Source organism: Collinsella tanakaei (genome assembly GCF_016900375.1).
Classification (GTDB): Bacteria; Actinomycetota; Coriobacteriia; order Coriobacteriales; family Coriobacteriaceae; genus Collinsella.
Genome location: NZ_JACJKB010000002.1, coordinates 107,577 through 130,385, shown reverse-complemented (window position 1 = coordinate 130,385; position 22,809 = coordinate 107,577). Strand labels below are relative to the sequence as shown.

Here is a 22,809-nt window from a genome sequence, read left to right as displayed (position 1 = left end):
GCGTCCGTGAGAGGCATTCTGAACTATCTCAAAGACATTGATGAGAGCTGAGATTGGATTGCGATTTGCAGTGGTGATACGGGAGTCGTATTTGAACCTCAGATTCCTCATGTACGACGTACCGCGTGTATTGCTTCAACATGCTCTGCTAGATATATGAGCTCATAACAACACTCTCATACACCGTCATCGTTTCACGTGAAACCAGAAGTCGCCGGAAACTTTGATTTTCGACATCAGGTGATCAGCAGGCTCTCTTGATTGCATCGCCGATGTAGCACGCATATTAATAGAACGAGCTCTCAAGCCAAACACGACCAGCTTTATACTTGGCCTCTTCCGGCTACGTCCCCAATAAGGCCAAAGATGGCCTCATTGGGGACGTAGCCGGAAGAGGCCAACGTTGATGTTTCACGTGAAACTAAAAGTGAAAGGGCCAGATGCAAATCTGGCCCTTTCACTGGAATATCCCTTAACCGAGTGGCTGGCGCTTTGCCATGCCATCGGCACGAGGTAGCTTCACCGAAGGCTTGTGAAGCAATCTGAAGTCGCAGATCTCTCGATGACCATAACCTTCGGGAAGCTCGATACGGTGAACATCAACAAGCTCGAACCCACAGAGCTTGGCAGCAGCACGACCATGCTGCACCTCATCATCAGTCGGGTTCCCCTTGGAGACAAGAAGCTGTCCCCCGTGCTTCAGAATCGGCGAAGCGTACTCGAGCAGAATCGGAAGCTGGGCAAGCGCACGAGCCACAACAAGATCGGCAGATCCGCGGTGCTCCTTGCCATACGTCTCCAGGCGGCTGTGGACGGCAGTGAGCCTATCGAGGCCGAGCTTCTGAACGATTGCGTTCACAGCGTTGACCTTCTTCCCCACCGAGTCAAGAAGGTAACCCGCTTGACCGGAAACCACGCCCAAAGGCACACCCGGAAAACCAGCACCGGTACCCATATCCACAAACGAATACACGTCAGCAGCGATATAGGGAACAAGCGTCAGCGAGTCGACAATATGCAGCACGACGGCATCATCGAGATCGGTGATGCGCGTCAGGTTGATATAGGCATTCACCTGGTCGACGTACAGCAGATGCTCCAGGCAAAGTCGCGCCTGATCATCTTCGAGCGAGACACCGACCTCTTGGGCAAGAGAGCGAAGCCGAATCTTCAGACTATCGAAGCGGGAAGCATCGACATCCAGATCGTGAAGCAGGATTGTGCGATTGGGTGTATCGGACATGGCAGCGACCTCACCTTACAAACCTTATGTTCCGACAGAAATCAGTGTAACAAGAAGTTTTGACAAAAAAGAAGGGGCATGTCGGTGACATACCCCTTCGATCCAGTTCCTAAGAAAACTAGCGAAGCGTGATGACAACGCGGCGCTCGGGATCGGAGCCCTCGGAGTGCGTATCCACGCGGGCGTTATCGCGCAGCGCGATATGCACCAGACGGCGCTCGTACGCGCTCATGGGCGGTAGCGAAACGGAGGAATGCTGACGCACAGCGCGGGAGGCAGCGTTGTGGGCCATCGAGATCACCTTGTCGTGACGGCGGCTCTTATAGCCCTCGACGTCCACGGCAACGGGATAGCGGAACCCGAGCTTGCGGCTAACCAGCAGCGAGAAGAGGGTCTGAAGCGACTCCAGGGTCTTGCCGTGACGACCGATGAGCACCGCCAGATCGGGCGCGGTGACGTCGAGGATAAGCTCCCCCTCGTCCCCATCATACTCATCGATGGGAGAATCCTGGGCGTCAAAGTAGAACAGAAGGTCGCGAAGAACGGAGACGGCGAGATCGGCGATGGCATCGAGCTCCTCGTCGGAGAGCTCCTCCCCCGCCTTGTAGCGCTCGGCGATCTGAGCGTACGGACCGCCAACTTCCTCGGTTACCTCTTGAAGCTCGTCAGTCATGTCATACTCCATTAGTTAGGTACCTAATTACTGTTCAGGCTAGTTCTTCTTGTGCGGACGCTGCTTGCGCTCGCGACGCACGACGTTGACCTCGATAGGAGCATTCGCCATGCGCTCCTCCTCCTCGGCCTTCGCCTTCTCGATGACCTTCTGGGTCACGAAGAGCTGCTGGGCGACCTGCCACAGCGACGAGACGTCGTAGTACAGAAGAACGCCCGCGGGCAGGCCCCAGCCGATCCAGAGCATCATGACGGTCATGATCAGGGCGGTCATGCGCATGGTCTGGGCCTGCTGGCCGGTCTGGTTGCGAGACATATACAGCTGCGGGATCAGCGTGAGGACGGCGAACAGGATCAGGGCGATCAGGTAGGGAGCCGCGACAGCCAGGCCCTCGCCCATCGTGCCGGCAGGCGTAGCCTGCAGGTCGGGCAGGATGTTGTAGAACGAGAAGTTCTCGCCCGAGAAGTACTGCGGAAGGTTGTTCAGCAGCGTGAACAGGGCGAACAGGACGGGCATCTGGATGAGAAGCGGCAGGCACCCGCCGAACGGGTTGAACTTGTTCTCGGAGTAGAACTTCTGCATCTCCTCGGCCTGACGCTGGGGATCGTCGGCATAGCGCTCCTGGATCTCCATCATCTTGGGCTGCAGCACCTGCATACGAGCCGTCGACTTGGACGACTTGACCATCAGCGGGGTCAGCAGCAGACGGATGATGACCACCAAGATGATGATCGAAAGGCCCCAGTCAACTGCGAAACCCTGAATGAGCTTCAGTACCTGGAAGAGGATGTTGACTATCCAGTCCCACATGTGTAAAACCTCCGAACGTAAGGCGCCGTGTTACGGCACGGGATCGTAACCGCCCTCGTGGAAGGGGTTACAGCGCAGAATGCGGCGAAACCCTAGCCAGCAGCCCTTGAGCGCACCGTATTTCTGGATGGCCTCGAGGGTGTACTGGGAACACGAGGGCGTGTAGATGCAGGCGTTGGGCAAAAGCGGCGAGATGGCTCTTTGGTAAAAGCGCACCGCAGCGACGGCGAGGCGTCGCGGCAGGTGCGCAAGCACGTTACCTCTGTTGTCCATCTAAGCCTGCCCGTGAGCACAGCGTGGTGAGGGCGGCTTGCAGCTCGCATGGCGTAGACGTTCGCGACCGATGCGTCGCGAACAGGATGACATCGTAGCCCGGCCTGGGAAACCCGCAGGACCGGGCGGCCTCGCGCAAAACGCGCTTGGAACGGTTGCGCACGACGGCACAGCCAAGACGTTTTGCAGCAACGAAGGCGACCCGCCCCGGATCGCCTTCGTTCACGGATTCGCATGCAATCATACGCATCAGGGGATGCTTGAAGCTTTTACCCTGATGGAAGACGCGCTCGAAATCCAATCGAGACTTAATCGTCCTCATGCGAGACGCATTGTCTTAGTTATCGCTAACGGTAAGACGCTTGCGGCCCTTGGCGCGACGACGGGCGAGCACGGCACGGCCGCCCTTGGTGGCCATACGGGCGCGGAAGCCGTGGGTCTTGGCGCGCTTACGCTTGTTAGGCTGGTACGTACGCTTCATGGTTGACATCCTCCTGCTGCGTTTAGTGCTTTCAGTGCGATATGCACGGTATAGACTCGTGAGCTTAGAGATTGTAGGGAATATGGTGCGGCGATGTCAATGAATGCGAGCTAAAAGCACGTTTAGTTTTCATCTCCGCGCGAACCCTTCATACATCGTGCAACCGACTCGACAAGTTTTCAGATTCTTTCAGAGACTTTTCCACAGGCAGCGGGGAAACTGTGAATAACTTTTCATTCGTTTGCGACAGTTTTCAACAAGTTGGGAAAAGTTGTTGAAAGCTGCGCGGGCGGGCGTGGCGAGCTGATATCCTTGTGCCACCGCAGGTTCGAGGATTGCGATATGCCCCATGTCAGATGACTTCTACCCTTTCGTGGACTCCGGAGACCCCGCTCCAGATAACGCGCACTTAACCGGGCGCGGCGATGGCGCGCGGGCAGCGGATGCGCAGGAGGTCGCGGGTAACGGGGGCGACGTAGCTTCGCAGGTCAGCTATGCCACGCGCATCGCCATCTACGACGACCTGCTTTCGACGCCGCGGGTAATCGTCATCGCGCCGAAAGACGTCAGAACCTACCTCGAGGAGATCACGAACACCGTCTACCGCTGCATGAAAGAGCAGGGCGGAGGCATCTCGCTCATGGTCATCCGCGAGATCGTGGAAAACTTCATCCACGCGAACTTCGTGGAGCCGATCATCTCCATCCTCGACGACGGCAATACGATCCGCTTCGCCGACCAGGGCCCGGGTATCGAGGACAAGGAGCGGGCGTTCGAGTTCGGCGTGACGAGCGCCGACCGCAACCAGAAGCGCTACATCCGCGGCACGGGTGCGGGCTTCCCGATGGTCCAGCAGTACCTGGAGAACGCGGGCGGGGCCGTGTCCATCGAGGACAACCTGCATCAGGGCACCGTGGTCACCGTATCGATCGACCCTGCGCGCGTGGCCGAGATCGAGCGGGCGGGCGCGCGCGGCGGCGCCGTGCGCGGTGCCGCGGGAATGCCTTCCCCGATGCCGCCTGCGGGCGCGATGCCTGGACAGCCGATGGGGCCCGGCGGCATCCCCGCAGGTCAAGCTGCCGCACCCCAGGCCATGGGATATCCCCAGGCAGGAATGCAAGCGCCGGCGAACCAGATGGCGCCCGGCATGCAGTCGGCGATGTACCCGGCCTATCAGCAGGGATGGCCCTATCCGCAGCCGCCCCAGCCGTGGCCCGGCCAGGGCGGATGGACGCCGTACCAGCAGAATCCCTGGGGGCAAAATCCCGCCGCTCAACAGCAGGCATGGCAGCAGCCCTACGCAGGCGCGCCGGGCGCTCCGAATGCAGCAGCCGAGCCCTACGTGTCCGAGCGCGGGGCGCAGGCACTCGCCTTCCTGGCAGAGCGCGGAAGCGGCGGCCCCACCGACCTCGCCGGTGCCTTCGGATCGTCGGCGCCCACCTGGTCGCGTGAGCTCGAGGCGCTCGCTCAGGTCGGGCTCGTTATCAAACGTGGACAGAAGCGCTTTTTGACCGACGCCGGGCAGGCGTGGATCCAAAGCCGTCAGATATAAACAGAAAGGCCGGTGAACCATGGAGAGCGAGGCACGACTGCTCCTCGACGACGCCATCGCGTTCTGCCAACGGGACGGCATGGATGCGCGGCTGATCAACATGCTCGCCAGCGCGCGGGCGACCGACCTCACCGAAGACGCCCTCACCATCGAGGCGCCGAGCAGGTTCGCCTACTCGTATCTGGTGAAGCAGCGGCCGATCATCGAACGCTATCTGGAGGAGATCGCGTTCGCCCCGATCGCCTTGAACATCACCGTGCCGCAGGTCGCGGGCGCCCCGGCGTCGCGCACCGAGCCGGTGGCGAACGCTGGCGCAGCGGCACCCGTTGCCCGCGGGACCGCAGAACCAGCCGCCGAACCGGCCAAGGCGACCGCCTCGGGTGCAAACATGCCACGTCACACGGGCCCGATGCTCGCCGCCGACGCAGGCGACGGGCACCGCGTGAACGTCAACAACACCATATCGAACGACCAGTTCAAGCGCCTGATCGCCAACCTCAAGTCGAGCGGGGCGGCCGAGCCTGAGCCCGTGTCGGTGCACGAGCCGGAACCGCAGCCCCATGAGGAGAGCTACCCGGCCGTCGGCATCAACGCCAAGTACACGTTCGAGAACTTCGTCTTCGGCGACGAGAACAAGCATGCCTACCAGTCGGCCGTGCGCTTCGCCGCCTTCGCCGAGGAGCCCGGCCAGTGCACGAGCCTCTTCATCTACGGCAACTCCGGCCTCGGCAAGACGCACCTGCTGTTCGCCATCAAGAACTACCTTGCCGCCGAGAAGCCCTACATCCGCGTGAAGTACGCCAACAGCCAGGCGTATATCGACGATTACATGCGCGACCTCGGTGCGCAGCGCGGGCCGGGCGAACCGATCATGCGCGAGTACCGCGCCGCCGACGTGCTGATCATCGACGATATCCAGAACATCATCGGCCGCCAGGCGTCCATCGAGTTCTTCTTCCAGCTCGTCGACGAGTTCATCCGCGAGAACAAGAAGATCGTCATCGCCAGCGACCGCGCCCCCAAGAAACTCGGTATGGATGAACGCCTGACGAGCCGGTTCAACTCCGGCATGCTGTGCCTCGTGTCTGAACCGGGCTTTGAGATGAAGTACGCCATCCTCAAGAACTACTACGAGCACACCATCCGCGCCGTCGCGGCGCGCCCCGTCGATGGTGCGGGGGCATCGCTGCTCGACGGCATCGGCATGGAGGAGGGTCATCTGACCGATGACCACCTGCGCCATATGGCCGAGATCTCGGGCAACAACATTCGCGAGCTCGAGAGCTTCTGCGAGCGCTGCGCCGGCCTGTCCTACGAGAAGGAGCAGGCGGGTGGCGAGCTCACGGCAAGCGACATCGACGCCATCGCCGACGAGTACTTCGACACCGCCCATAAGGTCGTGCGCGTCGACACCGTCCAGAGTGTCGTCGAGGAGTTCTATCATGTAAGCCACGAGGACATGATCGGCCGCAAGCGCTCGAAGAACATCGCGTTCCCCCGCCATGTGGCCGTCTACCTCACGAACACGATGTGCGAGATGTCCCTCAAGGCGGTCGGAGCCGCCTTCGGACGCGACCATACGACCGTCATCCACAGCCTCGAGGTCGTGGAGAGCAAGATGAAGGAGGACGCCCGTTTCAACGAGGAGCTTCAGCAACTCAAAAACGTTATCCTCATCAAGTCATAACATGTTGAAAACCATGGGAATACTGAGGGAAAACCTGTGGGAAGATGCATGGGGACCGGGGACAACGAGAGCGCTCGGCTGGGCCTGTGGAAAACAACTCTGGTTATCCACAGGGGTGAAATGAGAACTTCGCCTATCCTGAGCAGGCGTTTTACCAGTAGTCCACACCGTCCACCTACTTATTACTATTGTTAGATATAGATATATAGATAGAGATATAAAAGGAAGGACCGATGGCACATGAGATTCACCGTCAGCCAGCCGGCACTCGCCGAGGCGCTCAGCATCGTCATGAAGGGTGTTGCGAGCGCAAGCACGCTCCCCATCCTCTCGGGCGTGCTCATCAAAGCCGCCGACGGCGTGCTTGAGTTCCACACCTCCAACTACACCATCTCTATCCGCCATCGCATCGCCGCGCGTGTGGAAGAGGAGGGCGAGACGGTCATCCCCTGCAAGATGCTCTCCAACATCACCAAGACGCTGCCGGATGCGCCCGTGTCGTTCGAGATCGCCGAACGCCAGGTGAGCATCACCTGCGAGAAGAGCTCGTTCAAGCTGAACACGCTCGATCCGACCGACTTTCCCGAGTTCCCGACCATCGCTCTCGAGCGCTCGGTCGAGCTGCCGTGCGATATCCTGTCCGAGATGGTCGGCCGCGTATGGCGCGTGACCTCGACGGACAAGAACCGCCCGGTGCTGAACGGCGTGTACATGACGGTCGAGAACAACACGGTGCGTCTGGTCGCCACCGACTCGTATCGTCTTGCGGTGTGTGACACGCAGGTCGAGACCTCCTCGCTCGAGGGTAGTTTCGAGCTGAACGTGCCCGCTGAGGCGTTCAACGACGCCCTGAACATCATGGGCGGCCAGGGCACCATCATGATCGGCTCCACCGACACGCAGGTCGTCTTCGCTGCGGGCAACACGACCTATGTGTCCCGTCGTATCGAGGGCAACTACCCCAACTACAAGGCGCTGCTGCCCGCGACCTGCGCCACGACCGTCAAGATCGACGTCGAGTCGTTCTCGGCCGCGCTCAAGCGCGTCGCGGTGGTCGCCCAGGCCAACTCCGCCGTGAAGTTCGAGATCTCGGCCGAGACCGGCACGATGGGCCTCTCCGCCATCTCCAACGATCAAGACCAGGCGCAGGAGACCATCGATGTCGAGGTCGAGGGCGCCTCGGGCGTCATCGCCTTCAACTACCACTACATCTTCGGCTGCCTGAACGTGCTTTCGCGCGAGAAGGAGCTCACGCTCGAGCTGCAGAGCTACAGCCAGGCGGGTATCTTCAAGAGCTACGACAAGATCAACTATCTGTACCTGGTCATGCCGGTCCGTATCTAGCAGTCTATCGGTGGCGGTGTCCACTTTCGGGACGGAGATGCTTCCGGACGCCCGGCGCGGGCTGGCCTCTGTGGGGCCGTAGCCGGGAGGCGCCAAGCCGCTACCGCGGCGAGGCCGCCATCCGGGATTCCCGGCTTGGCGCCTCCCGGCTACGGCCCCACAGAGGCCAGCCCGCGCCGGGCGTCCGGAAGCATCTCCGTCCCGAAAGTGGACACCTGTGAGAGCGTTGGGGAGGTGATGCTGTTGGGCATCTATGCACGCACGCTCGATGTGCATGATTTTCGCAGCTATGACTCGTTCGAGCTGGCACTTGCCGAGGACGTCACCGTCCTCGTCGGTCCCAACGCGGCGGGAAAGACCAACCTCGTCGAGGCGATCCAGCTGCTCACCGCGGGGCAGTCGTTTCGCCGTCCCTCCCCTGCCGACCTCGTGCGCGACGGCGCCTCCCGCGCACAGGCGAGCCTGCGGCTCGAGGGCGACGGTCGCTTGGTCGACCTGGGGATCACCGCCGAGCGCGGCCGCCGCAACTTCACCAAGAACGGCAAGCGCGTGACCACCGCCGGCGTGCGCGGCATCCTGCCGAGCGTGCTGTTCTGCCCCGACCATCTCGACATGGTGAAACGATCCGCATCGGTCCGCCGTGCCGCGCTCGATGATTTCGGCGTGCAGCTGAACGAGAGCTACGCACAGCTTGTCTCGAGCTATGAGCGCACGCTCGAGCAGCGCAACAACCTGCTCAAGGACCGCTTCGCCTCGCGTGATCTCCTCGCTGCGTGGGACGATGCCCTCATCTCGGCCGGCTCGTCGGTCCTGGTGCACCGCGTCGCGCTGCTGGAGCGCATCCGCGAGCGGCTCATCGAGGTGTACCGCGCCATCGCTCCACGTGAAAGCATCGACGTGCGCTACCGCGCATCGATCGGCGATATCGCCCGCGACGAGGCGAAAGACCGTGATGCGGTCATGGTGCGGTTCGCTGACGCGCTTCGCGAGACAGCCGACGAGGAGGCTCGCCGCGGGCTCACGCTGGTCGGCCCCCACCGCGACGAGGTCGTCTTCATGATCGACGGCCGTGAGGCCCGCTCGTTCGCGAGCCAGGGGCAGCAGCGCAGCCTCGTGCTCGCGTGGAAGATCGCCGGGGTCGAGGTCACCAACGACATTCTGGGCCGCTACCCCATCCTGCTGCTCGACGACGTCATGAGCGAGCTTGACGAGACACGGCGCGAGTCGATCGTCCGGTTCATCGCCGGCGAGATCCAGACGGTCATCACCACGACGAACCTGGGTTACTTCTCGTCGTCAGTGCTCGATGGCGCGAAGGTGGTGCATATCGGTGAAGCGTAGCGACCGCTCCGGCGAGACCCATTCGCTGGCCGACTTCCTGCCCGCCGAGCGCCGCCGCATCATGGACGGCGCCTCCAAGGTCCGCCGTGAGCAGATGCGCGCCGCCGAGGCGAGCCGCGATGTCTACCGCGCTTGGAACGAGGTATGCTCCGGCACGCGCGAGGCAGCGCACGTGACCGGCTTGCACTACGTCCCTGAATCGAACGAATTGATCGTGTACGCAGACGGCGCCACCTGGGTGAGCGAACTTTCCATGATGCGCGAGATCATCCGTGCCCGGATGTTCCGCCGCGGCGTGGATATCGCCGACATCAAGATCAAGCGCTCGCGCGAGGGCTTCGAGCGCCGTTTCGTCCAGCCAGAATCGTCGAAGAAGCCCCGTACCGAGCAGAAGCCTTCCGCCACGCCGCTGTCTCCTGCGGCGGAGCGCGCGCTCGACGAGGATGTCTCCCCAATCGATGACCCCCGGCTGCGGCAGGCCCTCAAAAACGCCATGAAAGCCAGTTTTGAGCACAAAATACCAACCGACGGTCTCAACAAGGCGTGAACGCCGTCTGGTGGTCTTGTAGGGCCATCCGAACCATAGCTACGTACCCTTGGTAATCAATTAGAATATTGAAGGTTAATAGCACTTCTGAACTCAAAGGAGATGTGCGTGGCGAAAAAGAACGAATACGGCGGTAGCGAAATCAAGATCCTCGAGGGTCTTGAGGCTGTCCGCAAGCGCCCGGGCATGTATATCGGTTCGACGAGCTCGAGCGGTCTGCATCACCTCGTGTGGGAGATCGTCGACAACTCCGTCGACGAGGCCATGGCCGGCTTCTGCACCAAGATCGAGGTGACGGTGCACCCCGACAACTCGATCACCGTCGTGGATAACGGCCGCGGCATCCCCGTGGACAAGCACCCGGTCAAGAAGATCCCGACGCTCGAGGTCGTCATGACCATCCTGCACGCCGGCGGCAAGTTCGACAACTCCGCCTACAAGGTGTCCGGCGGCCTGCACGGCGTCGGCGTCTCGGTCGTGAACGCGCTTTCCAAGAAGATGGTCGTCCAGGTCCGCCGCGACGGCAAGATCTACGAGATGCAGTTCAGCCGCGGCAAGACCACCCAGAAGATGATCGAGGTCGGCACGTCCAAGACGACGGGCACCACCACGACCTTCTGGCCCGACGACGAGATCTTCGAGACCACCGTCTACGACTACGATATCCTGCGCAACCGCCTGCAGGAGACGGCGTTTCTCAACAAGAACCTGAAGATCGTGCTCAAGGACGAGCGCGAGCTCGCCCCGCGCGTCGATGAGTACTGCTACGCCGGCGGCATCATCGACTTCGTCAAGTTCCTGAACGAGGGCAAGGACATCCCCGATGGCCTGAAGAAGCCCATCTACCTGTCCGGAGCCTCCGAGCCGGGCCTGCCGGCCGACCGCACCGGTGAGGTCGAGATCGCGATGCAGTGGAACACCTCGTATTCCGAGACGGTCATGAGCTTCGCCAACGACATCTACACGCCCGAGGGCGGCATGCACCTCGAGGGCTTCCGCACCGCGCTGACCAGCGTGATCAACGATTACGCTCGCAAGCAGAACATCCTCAAGGAGAAGGACGCCAACCTCACGGGCGACGACGTGCGCGAGGGTCTTGCTGCGGTCATCTCCGTCAAGCTCGCCGACCCGCAGTTCGAGGGTCAGACCAAGGCGAAGCTGGGCAGCTCCTTCATGCGCACGCTGGTGCGCAAGGTGGTGTCCGAGGGCCTTGCCGACTACCTCGAGGAGCATCCCAAGCAGGCGCGCGAGATCATCAAGAAGGCCCAGCAGGCCTCTAAGGCCCGCAACGCCGCGCGCAAGGCGCGTGAGGCAACGCGCCGCAAGAGCCTGCTCGAGACCGCCTCGCTTCCCGGCAAGCTCGCCGACTGCTCGGTGCGCGACGCCGAGATGACCGAGCTGTTCATCGTCGAGGGCGACTCCGCAGGCGGTTCGGCTAAGGACGGCCGTCGCCGCGATATCCAGGCCATCCTGCCCCTGCGTGGCAAGATCCTGAACGTCGAGCGCGTGGGCGACCACCGCGCCTTCTCGAGCGACACCATCCAGTCGCTCATCACGGCGATCGGCTGCGGCGTGACGACCGGCAACGGCGAGGGCGGCGACTTCGACATCACGAAGGCCCGCTACCACAAGATCATCATCATGACCGATGCAGACGTCGACGGCGCCCACATCCGCATCCTGCTGCTGACGTTCTTCTACAAGTACATGCGTCCGCTGATCGATGCCGGCTACGTGTACGTCGCCTGCCCGCCCATCTTCGGCATCAAGGTGCGCAACAAGATCCACTACGTTTATCCCAACGGCCGCCAGCCCGAGGAGGAGATCCTGCGCGACACCATCAAGAGCCTGGGCCTGAATCCCGACGAGGGTGAGGATGAGGCCGCTGGTGGCAAGATGACCAAGAAGCGCCGCGGCTACACCGTCCAGCGCTACAAGGGTCTGGGCGAGATGGACCCCAAGCAGCTTGCGTCGACCACGATGGATCCCAAGACGCGCATCCTGCAGCGCGTGACCATCGAGGACGCTGCCGTCGCCGACCGCGCCGTGCGCGAGCTCATGGGCAACCAGGTGGAGTTCCGCCGCGAGTACATCGAGAAGCACGCGCACGACGCAAGGTTCCTCGACGCATAGCTTCGGCTTCCCCAAGCACCCGACCTTGCCCTTCAAGCCTTCGGGCGCCGCACGCTAGGCGTGCGCCCTCGGCTTTCAGGGCAATCTCGGGCACTTGGGAAACCCGAAGGACCTGCTAGGTTTTTCGTAGCTGACAAGATGGGGCCAGGTACAAACTTGTCGCATCTTGTCTTGAATGCACTGAACCACGACCGAACCACAGGAGGTAGTACGTGGCAGACGATATGAACAACACGCCGACGGGAGATGAGGGTACCGAGGGCCTGCCCGAGGACCTGAAGCGCCTCCTCGCGCGCGCCGAGACGCAAAACGAGGATGGTGAGACCGTGGGCTACGATCCCGACGCGGTCGAGGACGACGAAGAGGAGGATGACGGCGAGCTCGAGGAGAGCTTCGGCACCGTCGACCGCGGTGAGGCTGCCGGCGAGGATATCAACGGCGGACAGCTGCAGGTCTCCGAGTTCGGCCGCGAGATGAAGCAGTCGTTCATCGAGTACTCGATGTCGGTCATCACCGCCCGCGCCCTGCCGGATGTCCGCGACGGTTTGAAGCCTGTGCACCGCCGCATCCTCTACGCCATGAACGAGTCGGGCATCTATCCCAACCGCCCGCACAAGAAGTCGGCCTGGACGGTCGGCGAGGTTATCGGTAAGTACCACCCCCACGGTGACTCCGCGGTGTACGACACCATGGTCCGCCTGGCGCAGTGGTTCTCCATGCGAACCCCGCTCATCGACGGTCATGGCAACTTCGGCAACATCGATGGCGACTCTGCGGCGGCCATGCGTTACACCGAGAGCCGCCTTGCCAAGCCCGCTATGGAGCTCCTGCGCGACCTGCAGAAGGACACCGTCGACTGGCAGCCCAACTACGACGAGTCGCTCGCCGAGCCCCAGGTGTTGCCCGCGCGCTTCCCCAACCTGCTGGTGAACGGCTCCTCGGGCATCGCGGTCGGCATGGCGACGAACATCCCGCCGCATAACCTCACGGAGGCCATCGAGGCCACGTGCATGCTGATCGACAACCCGGATGCCACCACCGATGAGCTCATGACCGTCATGCCCGGTCCGGACTTCCCCACCGGCGCTCGCATCATGGGTTCCGACGGCATCCGCCAGGCATACGAGACCGGCCGCGGCTCCATCACCGTGCGCGCCAAGGCGCACGTCGAGTCCACGAAGACCGGCCGCAACCGCCTCGTGTTCACCGAGATCCCCTATCAGGTGAACAAGGGCAACCTGCAGGAGAAGATCGCCCAGCTCGTGAACGAGAAGCGCATCGAGGGCATCTCCGACATGCGCGACGAGTCGACCCAGAAGGGTATCCGCCTGGTCATCGAGCTCAAGAAGGGCGTCATCCCGCAGGTCGTGCTCAACAACCTGTACAAGTACACCTCGCTGCAGAACACCTTCGGCGTGAACAACCTTGCGCTTGTCGGCGGCGTGCCCAAGTGCCTGTCTCTGCGCGATATGCTGCGCGCCTACATCGACCACCAGGCCGACGTCGTGACCCGCCGTACGCGCTTCGACCTCAAGAAGGCCCAGGCCCGCGCGCACATCCTCGAGGGCTACCTCATGGCGCTCGACCACATCGACGAGGTCATCTCCATCATCCGCAGATCGCGCACCGATTCCGAGGCGAGCCAGCGCCTGATCGAGCGCTTCGGCTTCACGCCGGAGCAGACCACGGCCATCCTCGAGATGAAGCTGCGCCGCCTGACCGGCCTCGAGCGCGACAAGATTCAGGAGGAGCTGGACGGCCTGCGCCGCGCCATCGCCTACTACGAGGACCTGCTGGCGCACGAGGAGAAGATCCTGGGCGTCATCAAGGAGGAGATGCGCGAGATCTCGCGCAAGTACGGCGACAAGCGCCGCACCGAGATCTGCGCCGCCGAGAAGGATCTGGATGTCGAGGATCTCATCGCCGACGAGGACATGGTCGTCACGATCACCCACACCGGCTACGTGAAGCGCATCCCGGTGGCCGCCTACCGCGCGCAGAAGCGCGGCGGCAAGGGCGTGACCGGCGCGAACCTCAAGGAAGACGACGTCATCGAGGAGATGTTCATCGCGAGTACCCACGAGTACGTGCTGTTCTTCTCCAACCGCGGCAAGGTCTACCGCCTGAAGGTGCATGAGCTGCCCGTCGGCACGCGCCAGGCCCGCGGCACCGCGATCGTGAACCTGCTGCCCTTCGAGGATGGCGAGAAGATCGCGAGCGTCATCTCGTGCCGCGAGTTCCCCGACAACGAGTACCTGATGTTCGCCACCGCGAGCGGCATGGTCAAGAAGACCGTAATGAGCGCGTATGACCGCAGCCGCCGCGACGGCATTATCGCCATCAACCTCAAGAGCGGCGACAATCTGCTCGACGTTCGCCGCGTGCGCGAGGGCGATAAGGTCATTCTGGCGACGACCGCCGGCAAGGCCATCATGTTCAACGAGGAACAGGTGCGCGCGACCGGCCGCGACACGAGCGGCGTGCGCGGCATCACCATGAAGGGCGACACCAAGGTGCTCGGCATGGAGATCTCCAACGGCCGCGGCGACCTGTTCGTGATCACCGAGCGCGGCTACGGCAAGCGCACTCCGGTTGCCGACTATCCCGAGCAGAACCGTGGCGGTCAGGGCGTCTACACCATCCAGATGACCGAGAAGAAGGGTAATCTGGCGGCTATGAAGACGGTCGGCCCGCAGCACGAGCTGTTCATCATCACGGAGGGCGCGACGGTTATCCGCGTGAAGACCGACGAGATCTCCAAGACCGGCCGCGCCACGCAGGGCGTCAAGATGATGTCGGTTGCCGACGGCGACTGCGTGACCGCCGTGGCGCGCATGACGAGCGCCAAGAAGAAGCCGAAGGCCCCCGCGGTGGCCGAGGGCCAGGAGTCGCTCGATCTTGCTGCAGCTGGCGCGATGGATGTTCCCAACGAGGAGGATCACGTCGATATCGGAAGCGGTGACGAGGCGCTCGAGGACCTGATGGACGAGTAGCGCTTACGCGATATGGCGATAAGGGGCCAGGATGCAATCCTGGCCCCTTTTTTGCGCCGCGATTGAGTCGGACTGCGTCGACGGTGCGGTAAGAATCGGTCTTGCTGGGCCGGTGGAAGAGCTCCTTGGATGAAATTGCGAGTTATGCACCCGGTCTAGGGTCGCGAGAAGGAGGTCTGCGTGCGGGCGTATCCCTGATATGAACGGTTGCAAGCGGTCGTGGTTGATTTCGTAAGCATATACGACGGTTGATGAAGCGTTCTGACCGCTTCGGTATCCAAGGGACGGGCACTTGATTTCCATCGGGTACATAAGTGGCGATTTCATCCAGTGAGAGTGTGAGGATTCGTTTCGAGTGCCGCATAGCATGTCGCTACCGCGTTTCAATATGTTGGCGCTTCCCTGTTGGCGGTATTGATCCATACCCCGGAAGATATCTGCATCATTGCAGGTAAAGCATAGCGTCAAGAACATTTGACGCATGCTTGCGCTCGCTTGCTGGCTCATGTCGGCCTCATTTGATGGTACGATGCGCCGCGTCATGGAATGGTGGGGCTGTAAGGGTTCCATCGAAGGCTTGCGGTAAGGAAGTGGCTCATGGAGGTCGGACAGCGTCTTAAGGATCTTCGAGCTGAAGCCCATATGTCCCAGGACGATCTGGCAGCACGCGTGTATGTGTCGCGCCAGACAATCAGCTCGTGGGAAAACGGCAAGACCTACCCCGACGTCCAGAGCCTGCTGCTTCTTTCTGAGATCTTCGATGTGACCGTTGACAGCCTCATCAAAGGAGACGTGGAAGCCATGACGAAGACGGTTGATTCAGATGTTCGCACCATGAAGCGGTTGAGTTATGTGATGACGGTGTTCATCGTGTTGACGGTGATTGCCTGCGGTTGGTTCAGTTTTCAAGTCGCTGTGTGGGATTGGCCGATCGAGCAGGCCGTGCCGACAATCGTGCTCGCTCTCGTTTTGTGGGGTATTGCGATGTTTGCGGCGCTATGGGCCGAGCGCATCAAAAAGGAGCATGATCTGATCACCTATCGTGAGGTTCTCGCCTATTGGAATGGCAAGCCTGTTGATCGCGATACCGAGAAAGGTCGTATGGAGCGGGCCCTCCCACGACGCGTAAAGACGCTCCGCACGATTGGCTGGACGGTGGTCGCGCTGATTATAGGCGCGGCGTTCGGAGTATTGGTTTCTGGGGCAATCGATATGCTGTGGGGATGAGCGCTTCGCGACTCCCTGTAGCGTGTACACAAAGCAGTGGCCCGCTTCGGTGACTGAAAACCCGAAGCGGGCCACTGCTTCAAGTGGTTCAATGGTGGCTCGTTAGAAGTCGTCGGGCGACACGGAACGTGCGAACTCGTCGAAGCGCTCGAGCTCCTTTTCTTTGTCGTCCTCGGTGCGATATGAGATGCTGCCGGCGCGGTTCATGACGTCGTCCTCGACGAAGATGGGGGCGTTCGTGCGCACGGCGAGCGCGAGGGCGTCGCTGGGGCGTGCGTCGATGTGACGCTCTTCCCCACCGCCGTTTTCGAGAACAACCGATGCGTAAAACACAGGGGCGTCAACACGGTCGATCTCCACGCGCTCGAGCTTGCCGCCGAGCTGCTTGATGCTTTCCAGCATCAAGTCGTGGGTAATGGGGCGAGCGCCCTCCGAGCCCTCGATACCACGGCTGACGGCAGCCGCCTCGTAGGAACCCGTCTGGATGGAAAGGGCGCGAAGCGGAGCGTCCGAGGCGTCCTCGGCGCCGCGCTCGCGCAGCACGATAACGGACGGAACGGGACCGGCGGCCATAATAATGGTCTCGATGTCAACGCGAATCATTATGGCACCTCCAATGGCGTCTACTGGATAGTCGTTGGTTCTTGGTAAGAACTGGATTGATATAGTACCCAAAATGATGCCCTGATGCGTAAATACAGCTGGTTTTTCAATGCCTTCAAATTTCTGAAAAAAGTTGTTGACTCCACTTCGGTGACCGCGCTAATATATTCCTCGCGCGATGGACCTGTAGCTCAGTTGGTTAGAGCGTCCGGCTGATAACCGGGAGGTCACAAGTTCGAATCTTGTCAGGTCCACCACTTTTTCTTTTGAAATAAACACCCCACCGAGAGCCGAGTCGCCGGTGGGGTGTTTATTGCTACCGGGGGTTTAGCTCAGCTGGGAGAGCGCGGGCTTTGCAAGCCTGAGGTCAGGGGTTCGATCCCCCTAACCTCCACCATGATTTCGATGACCTCGCTGCGGCGGGGTCTTTCCATATACGGGGACCGTGCGCGGGATCGAACCCCGCTCGGGGTGCGGAGCGTGCGAACGCGGGCGCCCTTTCCGGTCTACTCCCCTACCGTGCCTTGCCCAAGCGGATTTAAAAAGCGGCAAATACGTAGAAATATAGCCAAATCGCAAATAAGGCGCTCATATGGCTGAATTTAGCCATATGAGCGCCTATTAGTCTACTTACTAAGGATCGGTCGTCAAAACGTCGTAAACGGCGTTTAAGAGCCTCACTTTTTACTCGCCTGACTCAAGAAGTCCCTTGAATCCAGTGAGGCGCTCCCAAACTCCAGCGCTCGCCATCAGGACCACCCTATCGTGAGAACGCCTGGTTTCCTCCTGCGCGTCCTTCGCTGCGTTCTGCGCATTGTCCAAGGCCATGGAGAGCTCTTTGATCTGCTCGTCCTTTGCGGCAAGCTGGGTGTTCAGACCCTCGATCTGTTGCTTCAGGTCGTAGATGCGCTCCTTGTAGACGCTGACCAGCGCCTCGATATCGATATGGGGCTGGGAGCCCTGCTCGTCATCGTCTACCTGCGGTTTTGCTTCGACATTCTTCGTAAGGTAATCCGCCAGCATCGATGCACCCTCAGCATCGATAATCAGCGCGCCGCGCGCTCCATCAGCCTTGGCATGTCCAGACTCCCTAAGCCCCAGTTCCTTTACGGCACGGCTTACGGTCGACTTACCACGTCCAGTGGCATCAGCGATCTCTTTGATGGTTGGCACGGTTCCCCTACCCTACTTCTCGACACGGTCATGACTGCATCACGCAATCCTATTCTTCCTGCGATTATATCCTGATAACTACGTCATGGCTCAGTGCAATAGAAAGAATGGGTCGAATGGATTGAATCCTCGCATCGTTTAAGCTAACTGCTAGCTGGTGCGATTGATGAATGAGTCGTATATGAATTCTCGATGCGGTCAACGTGAGGTGGAGTTCGAAGCGATCTATATGTGGTGCGAATCGATGAAAACGCACCTGGTTTGCATGCCCCTCTTCACCATGAATCGGTGGTGTTAGCTTGATGGGATTCGTTCATGAATTCGATGCACGACCTGATTGGATATTGTCGTGCTGCCGATACTTCTGATCTGATTCGGTCTGCCCATCTTCCATATTGAGTCAGGTGCAATCGCTGAGTTGGGTTCCATTGATTGATTCAGAATCGCGATTCGCTTTGGACGCAAGGGAGGGCCATCGAAATAGCGGTGCTCCAGGAATCGATTCAGGGGGTGAACGATGGATGAGGGTGGGCGGTGAGGCTTCCTGTAGAGGAGTGGGTTCAGCGTCGGGATCAATGATTGAGTCCTATTGACCCAGAACTTGAAATGGACCGATATGTGGTTCGGTCGGTTCTGATGGGATCGATGACTGCTGGGCGCGCTGTGTCACAGTGTCTCTACCGAATTCGTCGCAGAAGGGATTCGAACGAGTCGGACCTTTTGGGAAAACGAGACCATGTGGCACGGCCGAGTAAAGGTTAATGAGCTGAGCCGACTGACGGGAAGGAGTCATGTAGGGTGCGGGTCAAACGTCACTGCTTAGTAACGGGACACTGGATCTACAGGCACAGATCTCCGAAGTTGAATCTGGGTAATCAGAAAACCAAACGTCTGGTTCGATTGTGACGCAGATGTTCAGTAGGCCATGATGGGCCCTTGCAATCACGTTCTTCTCGCGACGACCACTATGAAATCAATTGGATTCAGTCACAGAGACAGACAAGGTAGATTTCAAGCAATCAATCATCCCAACTGTCATGGTGCGTTGCGCTCTCGTGCAGCACTGATTTTTGATCGATTATGCGGCCCAGTCGAAATGGTGCGGTACGGCAAGTGATGTCGAGCGAAGGGGGACTGAGTCCAACCGACGCAAAGGTGAATCCCCCACCGGGCTATCGGAAATCGAGATTGAGTAGTGCGGAACTCAAAAAACCAACCGAACCATCGATAGTTCAGTGTGATTCATTGCAATGAATCGGTTGTGAAGTGATTGCTCGACTTAATCATTGGAATCTTACGATTACGCCAGATGACCGAATCAAATGGATGCAATCAGGCAATTCGCAGGCAGGTGAAGGGCAAACAGAAGTATCGGTAGCGCCCAAGACTGGACAGCTTGGAAATCAAAGCCAGATCACGGCGAGCGAAACCAGGGCGATCGACGATGGGGGAGAGGCGGAGGATGGTGCAGACAAAACGGAGACACGGGAAACGCCTACCGGCCATTTTGTCCGTCGGGCGGTATGCCGCCATAAACTTTACCTAGATGGCGTATTATCCGAGGTGATGCGTGCATTCGCAGTCCCGCCCCGCGCGAAAGCGGGGTGAACTAACGTTTCGTAACGGCAAGGGAAAGGTTCAAAGCAATGGCTGACGTACATGAGCTCCTTGAAACATGGATCGCTAACGTCAAGGACGAGGAGCTGCTCGCTGAGCTGACGCAGATGAAGGAATCCGGCGACGAGAACGCTATCACCGACGCGTTCTTCCAGGACCTCGCGTTCGGCACCGCTGGCCTGCGCGGCACTATCGGCGCCGGTACCAACCGTATGAACATCTATACGGTCGGTCGTGCCACCCAGGGCTTCGCGAACTACCTCAACGCCACGTTCGAGAACCCCACGGTCGCCATCGCACGTGACAGCCGCAACAAGGGCGAGCTGTTCGTGAAGACCACGGCCGCTATCCTCGCGGCTAACGGCGTGACCGCTTACGTGTACCCCAAGATCTCCCCGGTTCCGACCCTGTCGTGGGCGACGCGCTACCTCAAGTGCTCCGGCGGCATCTGCATGACCGCGAGCCACAATCCTGCCCCCTATAACGGCTACAAGGCCTATGGTCCCGACGGCTGCCAGATCACGAGCGAGGCCGCCGCTGCAATTTCCGCCGCTATGGAGGCCACGAATCCCTTCACTGACGTCAAGACGATGGACTTCGACGAGGCTGTGGCTCAGGGTCTGGTCAAGTGGATCGACGACGAGTGCCTCGACGCATACTACGATGCCGTCGTGGATAAGTCAGTGAGTGCCCTGACTCCCGAGCAGGTTGAGGCAGCGCCTCTGAAGCTCGTCTACACCCCGCTCAACGGCACCGGCCTCATCCCGGTTACCACGGTGCTCAACAAGGTCGGCATCACCGACATCACGATCGTTCCCGAGCAGAAGGATCCGGACGGCAACTTCCCGACCTGCCCGTATCCCAACCCCGAGATTCGCGAGGCTATGCAGAAGGGCATCGATCTGTGCCAGGAGGTCAAGCCCGACCTGCTGCTCGCGACCGACCCCGATGCCGACCGCGTGGGTGTCGCCTGCGCCGACGGTGACGATTACACGCTGCTCACGGGCAACGAGATGGGCGTCCTGCTGCTCGACTACATCTGCAAGATGCGCGCCGCCCGCGGCGAGGACCTCAAGAACAAGGTTGCCGTGACCACCATCGTGTCTTCCGCCATGGTCGATGCCCTTGCCGAGGAGTACGGCTTCGAGCTGCGCCGTTGCCTGACCGGCTTCAAGTACATCGGCGACATCATCACCGGCCTGTCCGACGCCGGCGAGGTCGATCGCTTCATCTTCGGTTTCGAGGAGAGCTACGGCTATCTGTCCGGCGACCACGTGCGCGATAAGGACGCCGTCAACGCCTCCATGCTTATCTGCCAGATGGCCCAGTACTACAAGCTGCAGGGCATCAATCTGGTCCAGGCCATGCGCGCCCTGTACGAGAAGTATGGCTACTATCACAACAAGACCATCTCGCTGAGCTACCCGGGTGCCGACGGTGCCGCCAAGATGGCTGGCATCATGGCCGGCCTGCGCGAGACCGCGCCGACCGAGATCGCCGGCGCCAAGGTCGAGGGCGTTGTGGATTACGAGACCGGCGTGAACGGCCTGCCCAAGGCGAACGTCATCGAGTTCGACCTCGAGGGTGGCGACAAGGCCATCGTCCGTCCGTCCGGTACCGAGCCCAAGATCAAGCTCTACATCTTCGCCAAGGGTGTCGATGCCGCCGCTGCCGATGCACAGATCGATGCCATCGAGGCTGCTGGTCGTGAGCTGCTGAGCTAGTCATCGCCAACAAGCGAAGCGAATTTGCTGGGGCGTCCGCGGTGCGGGCGCCCTTTTTGCGTGCGTGAAAGTTTGGGACCTGTCCCCAAACTTTCATGACTGAGTCACGACGCGGTTATGGTGCATAAGGGGTTTAGTTACGCATACCTGAAAGAAGGCGGGCACGCTTGATGCAGCGCGGCACGCGATCGCATAAAAGCTCGATGTCGGCATCTGTCACATCGTCGGCAAGCGAGAGGCGAAGCGACCCGTGTGACCAGGCGGAATCTTCGAACCCCAGCGCCTGAACAACATGCGATGGGTCGGTCGATCCCGTAGAGCAAGCCGAACCTGTTGCAGCGGCGACACCCGCGCGGTCGAGCAACACGACAAGCAGCTCACCGTCTACGTCATGGCACAAAAATGAAGCGATCGACGGCAGGCGGCGATCTGAATTCGGGTCTCCGGTATAGCGAACGTCGGGGCAGGTATCGAGCACGTGGCGTACCAGCCTGTCGCGAAGCCGGGCTACCCGAGCACGCCGTACATCCAGCCCGTCGAGCGCTTCGGCAAGGGCGGCTTCCATACCTACGGCACCTGCGACGTTTTCCGTTCCCGCACGTTCGCCGCGTTCCTGCGCACCTCCATCGATAAGAGGTGGAATGGAGAAATCTTCACGCAGGTAGAGGGCACCGATACCCCGCGGTCCATGGAACTTATGGGCTGATAGAGACAGGGCGTCGACGCCGAGGGCGCGAACATCGACCGGAATATGTCCAACCGCCTGAACCGCATCGGTGTGCATGGGCACGTTATGGTCGTGAGCGCAGCGGGCGAGGGCGGGAATGTCCTCAATCGTTCCCACCTCGTTGTTGGCAAGCATGGCGGATACGAGCGCGCAGCCAGAAGCGTCGACCCCCGCGTCGAGTGACCTCTGGCGGGCATCATCAAGCGCGCGGGAAAGGTCGTCGACATGAACGTGGCCGAGCTCGTCAACGGGCAGGAACACGGACGTCACGCCTGCGCGCTCAAGCGCACGGCAGGTGTGCAGTATGGCATGGTGCTCGATGGAGGTCGTGATGACGCAGACCGGAGCGTTCGCACCGTAGCGATCTTGGTAGCGGCGCACGGCGCCCCAGAGTATCCAGTTGTCCGATTCGCTACCGCCGCTCGTGAGGTAGATTTCGTGCGACGTCGCGCCGAGATGCTGCGCCATCCGGTCGCGGGCACCGTCAAGCGCCTCTGCAGCCGCCCGAGCTATACGGTGGATGCCGCCGGGATTACCGAACTCCGTGGTCAGATAGGGCATCATCGCCTGAAGCGCTGCGGGCGACAGGGGAGTGGTCGCGGCGTTGTCGGCATAGATATAGGCTTCGGCCTCGTCGGTCATGGTTCGGGCACCTCTTTGG

General features: G+C 60.6%; 18 protein-coding genes and 2 tRNA genes. 11 read left to right on the top strand and 9 right to left on the bottom strand.

Translation table 11 applies throughout. From position 1 onward, the window contains the following. Window positions 1-472: 472 nt before the first annotated feature. The 6 genes from rsmG to rpmH all read right to left on the bottom strand — a co-directional run bounded on the left by rsmG (window position 473) and on the right by rpmH (window position 3,480). On the bottom strand, window positions 473-1,243 hold the full coding sequence (gene rsmG, locus H6A16_RS01900) for a 16S rRNA (guanine(527)-N(7))-methyltransferase RsmG (RefSeq protein ID WP_204615634.1): 771 nt from the start codon (window positions 1,241-1,243) through the stop codon (window positions 473-475). 118 nt (window positions 1,244-1,361) lie between these two features. Then, window positions 1,362-1,916 (bottom strand): protein jag, encoded by a 555-nt coding sequence (locus tag H6A16_RS01895; RefSeq protein WP_239458133.1) that lies wholly within the window; start codon window positions 1,914-1,916, stop codon window positions 1,362-1,364. Between the two features lie 39 nt (window positions 1,917-1,955). Beyond that, complete coding sequence (locus H6A16_RS01890) at window positions 1,956-2,726, bottom strand: YidC/Oxa1 family membrane protein insertase (RefSeq protein ID WP_204615629.1); 771 nt, start codon at window positions 2,724-2,726, stop codon at window positions 1,956-1,958. A 30-nt stretch (window positions 2,727-2,756) separates the two neighbouring features. Then, the gene (yidD, locus tag H6A16_RS01885) at window positions 2,757-2,999 is read right to left on the bottom strand and encodes a membrane protein insertion efficiency factor YidD (RefSeq protein WP_428830073.1); all 243 of its coding nucleotides are present in this window, start codon (window positions 2,997-2,999) and stop codon (window positions 2,757-2,759) included. Next, window positions 2,983-3,321 (bottom strand): ribonuclease P protein component, encoded by a 339-nt coding sequence (gene rnpA, locus H6A16_RS01880; RefSeq protein WP_204615627.1) that lies wholly within the window; start codon window positions 3,319-3,321, stop codon window positions 2,983-2,985. The genes yidD and rnpA overlap by 17 nt, the downstream gene beginning before the upstream one ends. Window positions 3,322-3,336: 15 nt before the next feature. After that, entirely contained in the window at window positions 3,337-3,480 is a 144-nt protein-coding gene (gene rpmH / locus H6A16_RS01875) for a 50S ribosomal protein L34 (RefSeq protein WP_085829682.1), read from the bottom strand. A gap of 349 nt (window positions 3,481-3,829) precedes the next feature. Between rpmH and H6A16_RS01870 the strand changes: the two genes are divergently transcribed. The 8 genes from H6A16_RS01870 (at window position 3,830) to H6A16_RS01835 (ending at window position 16,304) form a co-directional block, all read left to right on the top strand. After that, a complete protein-coding gene (locus tag H6A16_RS01870; protein WP_204615626.1) occupies window positions 3,830-5,032 on the top strand; it encodes an ATP-binding protein in 1,203 nt (400 codons plus the stop codon). Window positions 5,033-5,051: 19 nt separating this feature from the next. Continuing rightward, window positions 5,052-6,719: a DnaA ATPase domain-containing protein gene (locus H6A16_RS01865; RefSeq protein ID WP_204615624.1), complete on the top strand. Its 1,668-nt coding sequence runs from the start codon at window positions 5,052-5,054 to the stop codon at window positions 6,717-6,719. A gap of 240 nt (window positions 6,720-6,959) precedes the next feature. Beyond that, window positions 6,960-8,063, top strand: a complete 1,104-nt coding sequence (gene dnaN / locus H6A16_RS01860; RefSeq protein ID WP_204615622.1) for a DNA polymerase III subunit beta — start codon at window positions 6,960-6,962, stop codon at window positions 8,061-8,063. 243 nt (window positions 8,064-8,306) lie between these two features. After that, the gene (gene recF, locus H6A16_RS01855; protein ID WP_239458132.1) at window positions 8,307-9,404 is read left to right on the top strand and encodes a DNA replication/repair protein RecF; all 1,098 of its coding nucleotides are present in this window, start codon (window positions 8,307-8,309) and stop codon (window positions 9,402-9,404) included. After that, a complete protein-coding gene (locus tag H6A16_RS01850; protein WP_342589702.1) occupies window positions 9,394-9,951 on the top strand; it encodes a DciA family protein in 558 nt (185 codons plus the stop codon). The genes recF and H6A16_RS01850 overlap by 11 nt, the downstream gene beginning before the upstream one ends. 108 nt (window positions 9,952-10,059) lie before the next feature. Next, window positions 10,060-12,084: a DNA topoisomerase (ATP-hydrolyzing) subunit B gene (gyrB, locus tag H6A16_RS01845; RefSeq protein ID WP_342589701.1), complete on the top strand. Its 2,025-nt coding sequence runs from the start codon at window positions 10,060-10,062 to the stop codon at window positions 12,082-12,084. Between the two features lie 224 nt (window positions 12,085-12,308). Then, window positions 12,309-15,077 (top strand): DNA gyrase subunit A, encoded by a 2,769-nt coding sequence (gene gyrA, locus H6A16_RS01840; protein WP_275052337.1) that lies wholly within the window; start codon window positions 12,309-12,311, stop codon window positions 15,075-15,077. A 597-nt stretch (window positions 15,078-15,674) separates the two neighbouring features. Further along, window positions 15,675-16,304, top strand: a complete 630-nt coding sequence (locus tag H6A16_RS01835) for a helix-turn-helix domain-containing protein (protein ID WP_204615618.1) — start codon at window positions 15,675-15,677, stop codon at window positions 16,302-16,304. A gap of 102 nt (window positions 16,305-16,406) precedes the next feature. Here the strand turns inward: H6A16_RS01835 and H6A16_RS01830 are convergent, their stop codons facing one another. Further along, a complete protein-coding gene (locus H6A16_RS01830; RefSeq protein WP_204615617.1) occupies window positions 16,407-16,907 on the bottom strand; it encodes a bifunctional nuclease family protein in 501 nt (166 codons plus the stop codon). Between the two features lie 180 nt (window positions 16,908-17,087). Between H6A16_RS01830 and H6A16_RS01825 the strand changes: the two genes are divergently transcribed. Further along, a tRNA-Ile gene (locus H6A16_RS01825) sits at window positions 17,088-17,164 on the top strand. Between the two features lie 64 nt (window positions 17,165-17,228). After that, window positions 17,229-17,304: transfer RNA gene (locus H6A16_RS01820), tRNA-Ala, on the top strand. A gap of 287 nt (window positions 17,305-17,591) precedes the next feature. Here H6A16_RS01820 and H6A16_RS01815 read toward each other — a convergent pair. After that, the gene (locus tag H6A16_RS01815) at window positions 17,592-18,080 is read right to left on the bottom strand and encodes a hypothetical protein (RefSeq protein WP_204615616.1); all 489 of its coding nucleotides are present in this window, start codon (window positions 18,078-18,080) and stop codon (window positions 17,592-17,594) included. Window positions 18,081-19,726: 1,646 nt separating this feature from the next. Between H6A16_RS01815 and H6A16_RS01810 the strand changes: the two genes are divergently transcribed. Continuing rightward, window positions 19,727-21,421 carry a phospho-sugar mutase gene (locus tag H6A16_RS01810; RefSeq protein WP_204615615.1) on the top strand — a complete coding sequence of 565 codons (1,695 nt, stop codon included), beginning with the start codon at window positions 19,727-19,729 and terminating at the stop codon, window positions 21,419-21,421. Between the two features lie 133 nt (window positions 21,422-21,554). Here the strand turns inward: H6A16_RS01810 and H6A16_RS01805 are convergent, their stop codons facing one another. Next, window positions 21,555-22,790, bottom strand: a complete 1,236-nt coding sequence (locus H6A16_RS01805; protein ID WP_204615614.1) for a cysteine desulfurase family protein — start codon at window positions 22,788-22,790, stop codon at window positions 21,555-21,557. Window positions 22,791-22,809 lie beyond the last annotated feature (19 nt).

What these genes read in the sequence shown, in the direction of transcription:
- rsmG (WP_204615634.1), bottom strand. Translation starts at nt 1,243, where the DNA reads ATGTCCGATACACCCAATCGCACAATCCTGCTTCACGATCTGGATGTC.
- H6A16_RS01895 (WP_239458133.1), bottom strand. Translation starts at nt 1,916, where the DNA reads ATGACTGACGAGCTTCAAGAGGTAACCGAGGAAGTTGGCGGTCCGTAC.
- H6A16_RS01890 (WP_204615629.1), bottom strand. Translation starts at nt 2,726, where the DNA reads ATGTGGGACTGGATAGTCAACATCCTCTTCCAGGTACTGAAGCTCATT.
- yidD (WP_428830073.1), bottom strand. Translation starts at nt 2,999, where the DNA reads ATGGACAACAGAGGTAACGTGCTTGCGCACCTGCCGCGACGCCTCGCC.
- rnpA (WP_204615627.1), bottom strand. Translation starts at nt 3,321, where the DNA reads ATGAGGACGATTAAGTCTCGATTGGATTTCGAGCGCGTCTTCCATCAG.
- rpmH (WP_085829682.1), bottom strand. Translation starts at nt 3,480, where the DNA reads ATGAAGCGTACGTACCAGCCTAACAAGCGTAAGCGCGCCAAGACCCAC.
- H6A16_RS01870 (WP_204615626.1), top strand. Translation starts at nt 3,830, where the DNA reads ATGTCAGATGACTTCTACCCTTTCGTGGACTCCGGAGACCCCGCTCCA.
- H6A16_RS01865 (WP_204615624.1), top strand. Translation starts at nt 5,052, where the DNA reads ATGGAGAGCGAGGCACGACTGCTCCTCGACGACGCCATCGCGTTCTGC.
- dnaN (WP_204615622.1), top strand. Translation starts at nt 6,960, where the DNA reads ATGAGATTCACCGTCAGCCAGCCGGCACTCGCCGAGGCGCTCAGCATC.
- gyrA (WP_275052337.1), top strand. Translation starts at nt 12,309, where the DNA reads ATGAACAACACGCCGACGGGAGATGAGGGTACCGAGGGCCTGCCCGAG.
- H6A16_RS01835 (WP_204615618.1), top strand. Translation starts at nt 15,675, where the DNA reads ATGGAGGTCGGACAGCGTCTTAAGGATCTTCGAGCTGAAGCCCATATG.
- H6A16_RS01830 (WP_204615617.1), bottom strand. Translation starts at nt 16,907, where the DNA reads ATGATTCGCGTTGACATCGAGACCATTATTATGGCCGCCGGTCCCGTT.
- H6A16_RS01810 (WP_204615615.1), top strand. Translation starts at nt 19,727, where the DNA reads ATGGCTGACGTACATGAGCTCCTTGAAACATGGATCGCTAACGTCAAG.
- H6A16_RS01805 (WP_204615614.1), bottom strand. Translation starts at nt 22,790, where the DNA reads ATGACCGACGAGGCCGAAGCCTATATCTATGCCGACAACGCCGCGACC.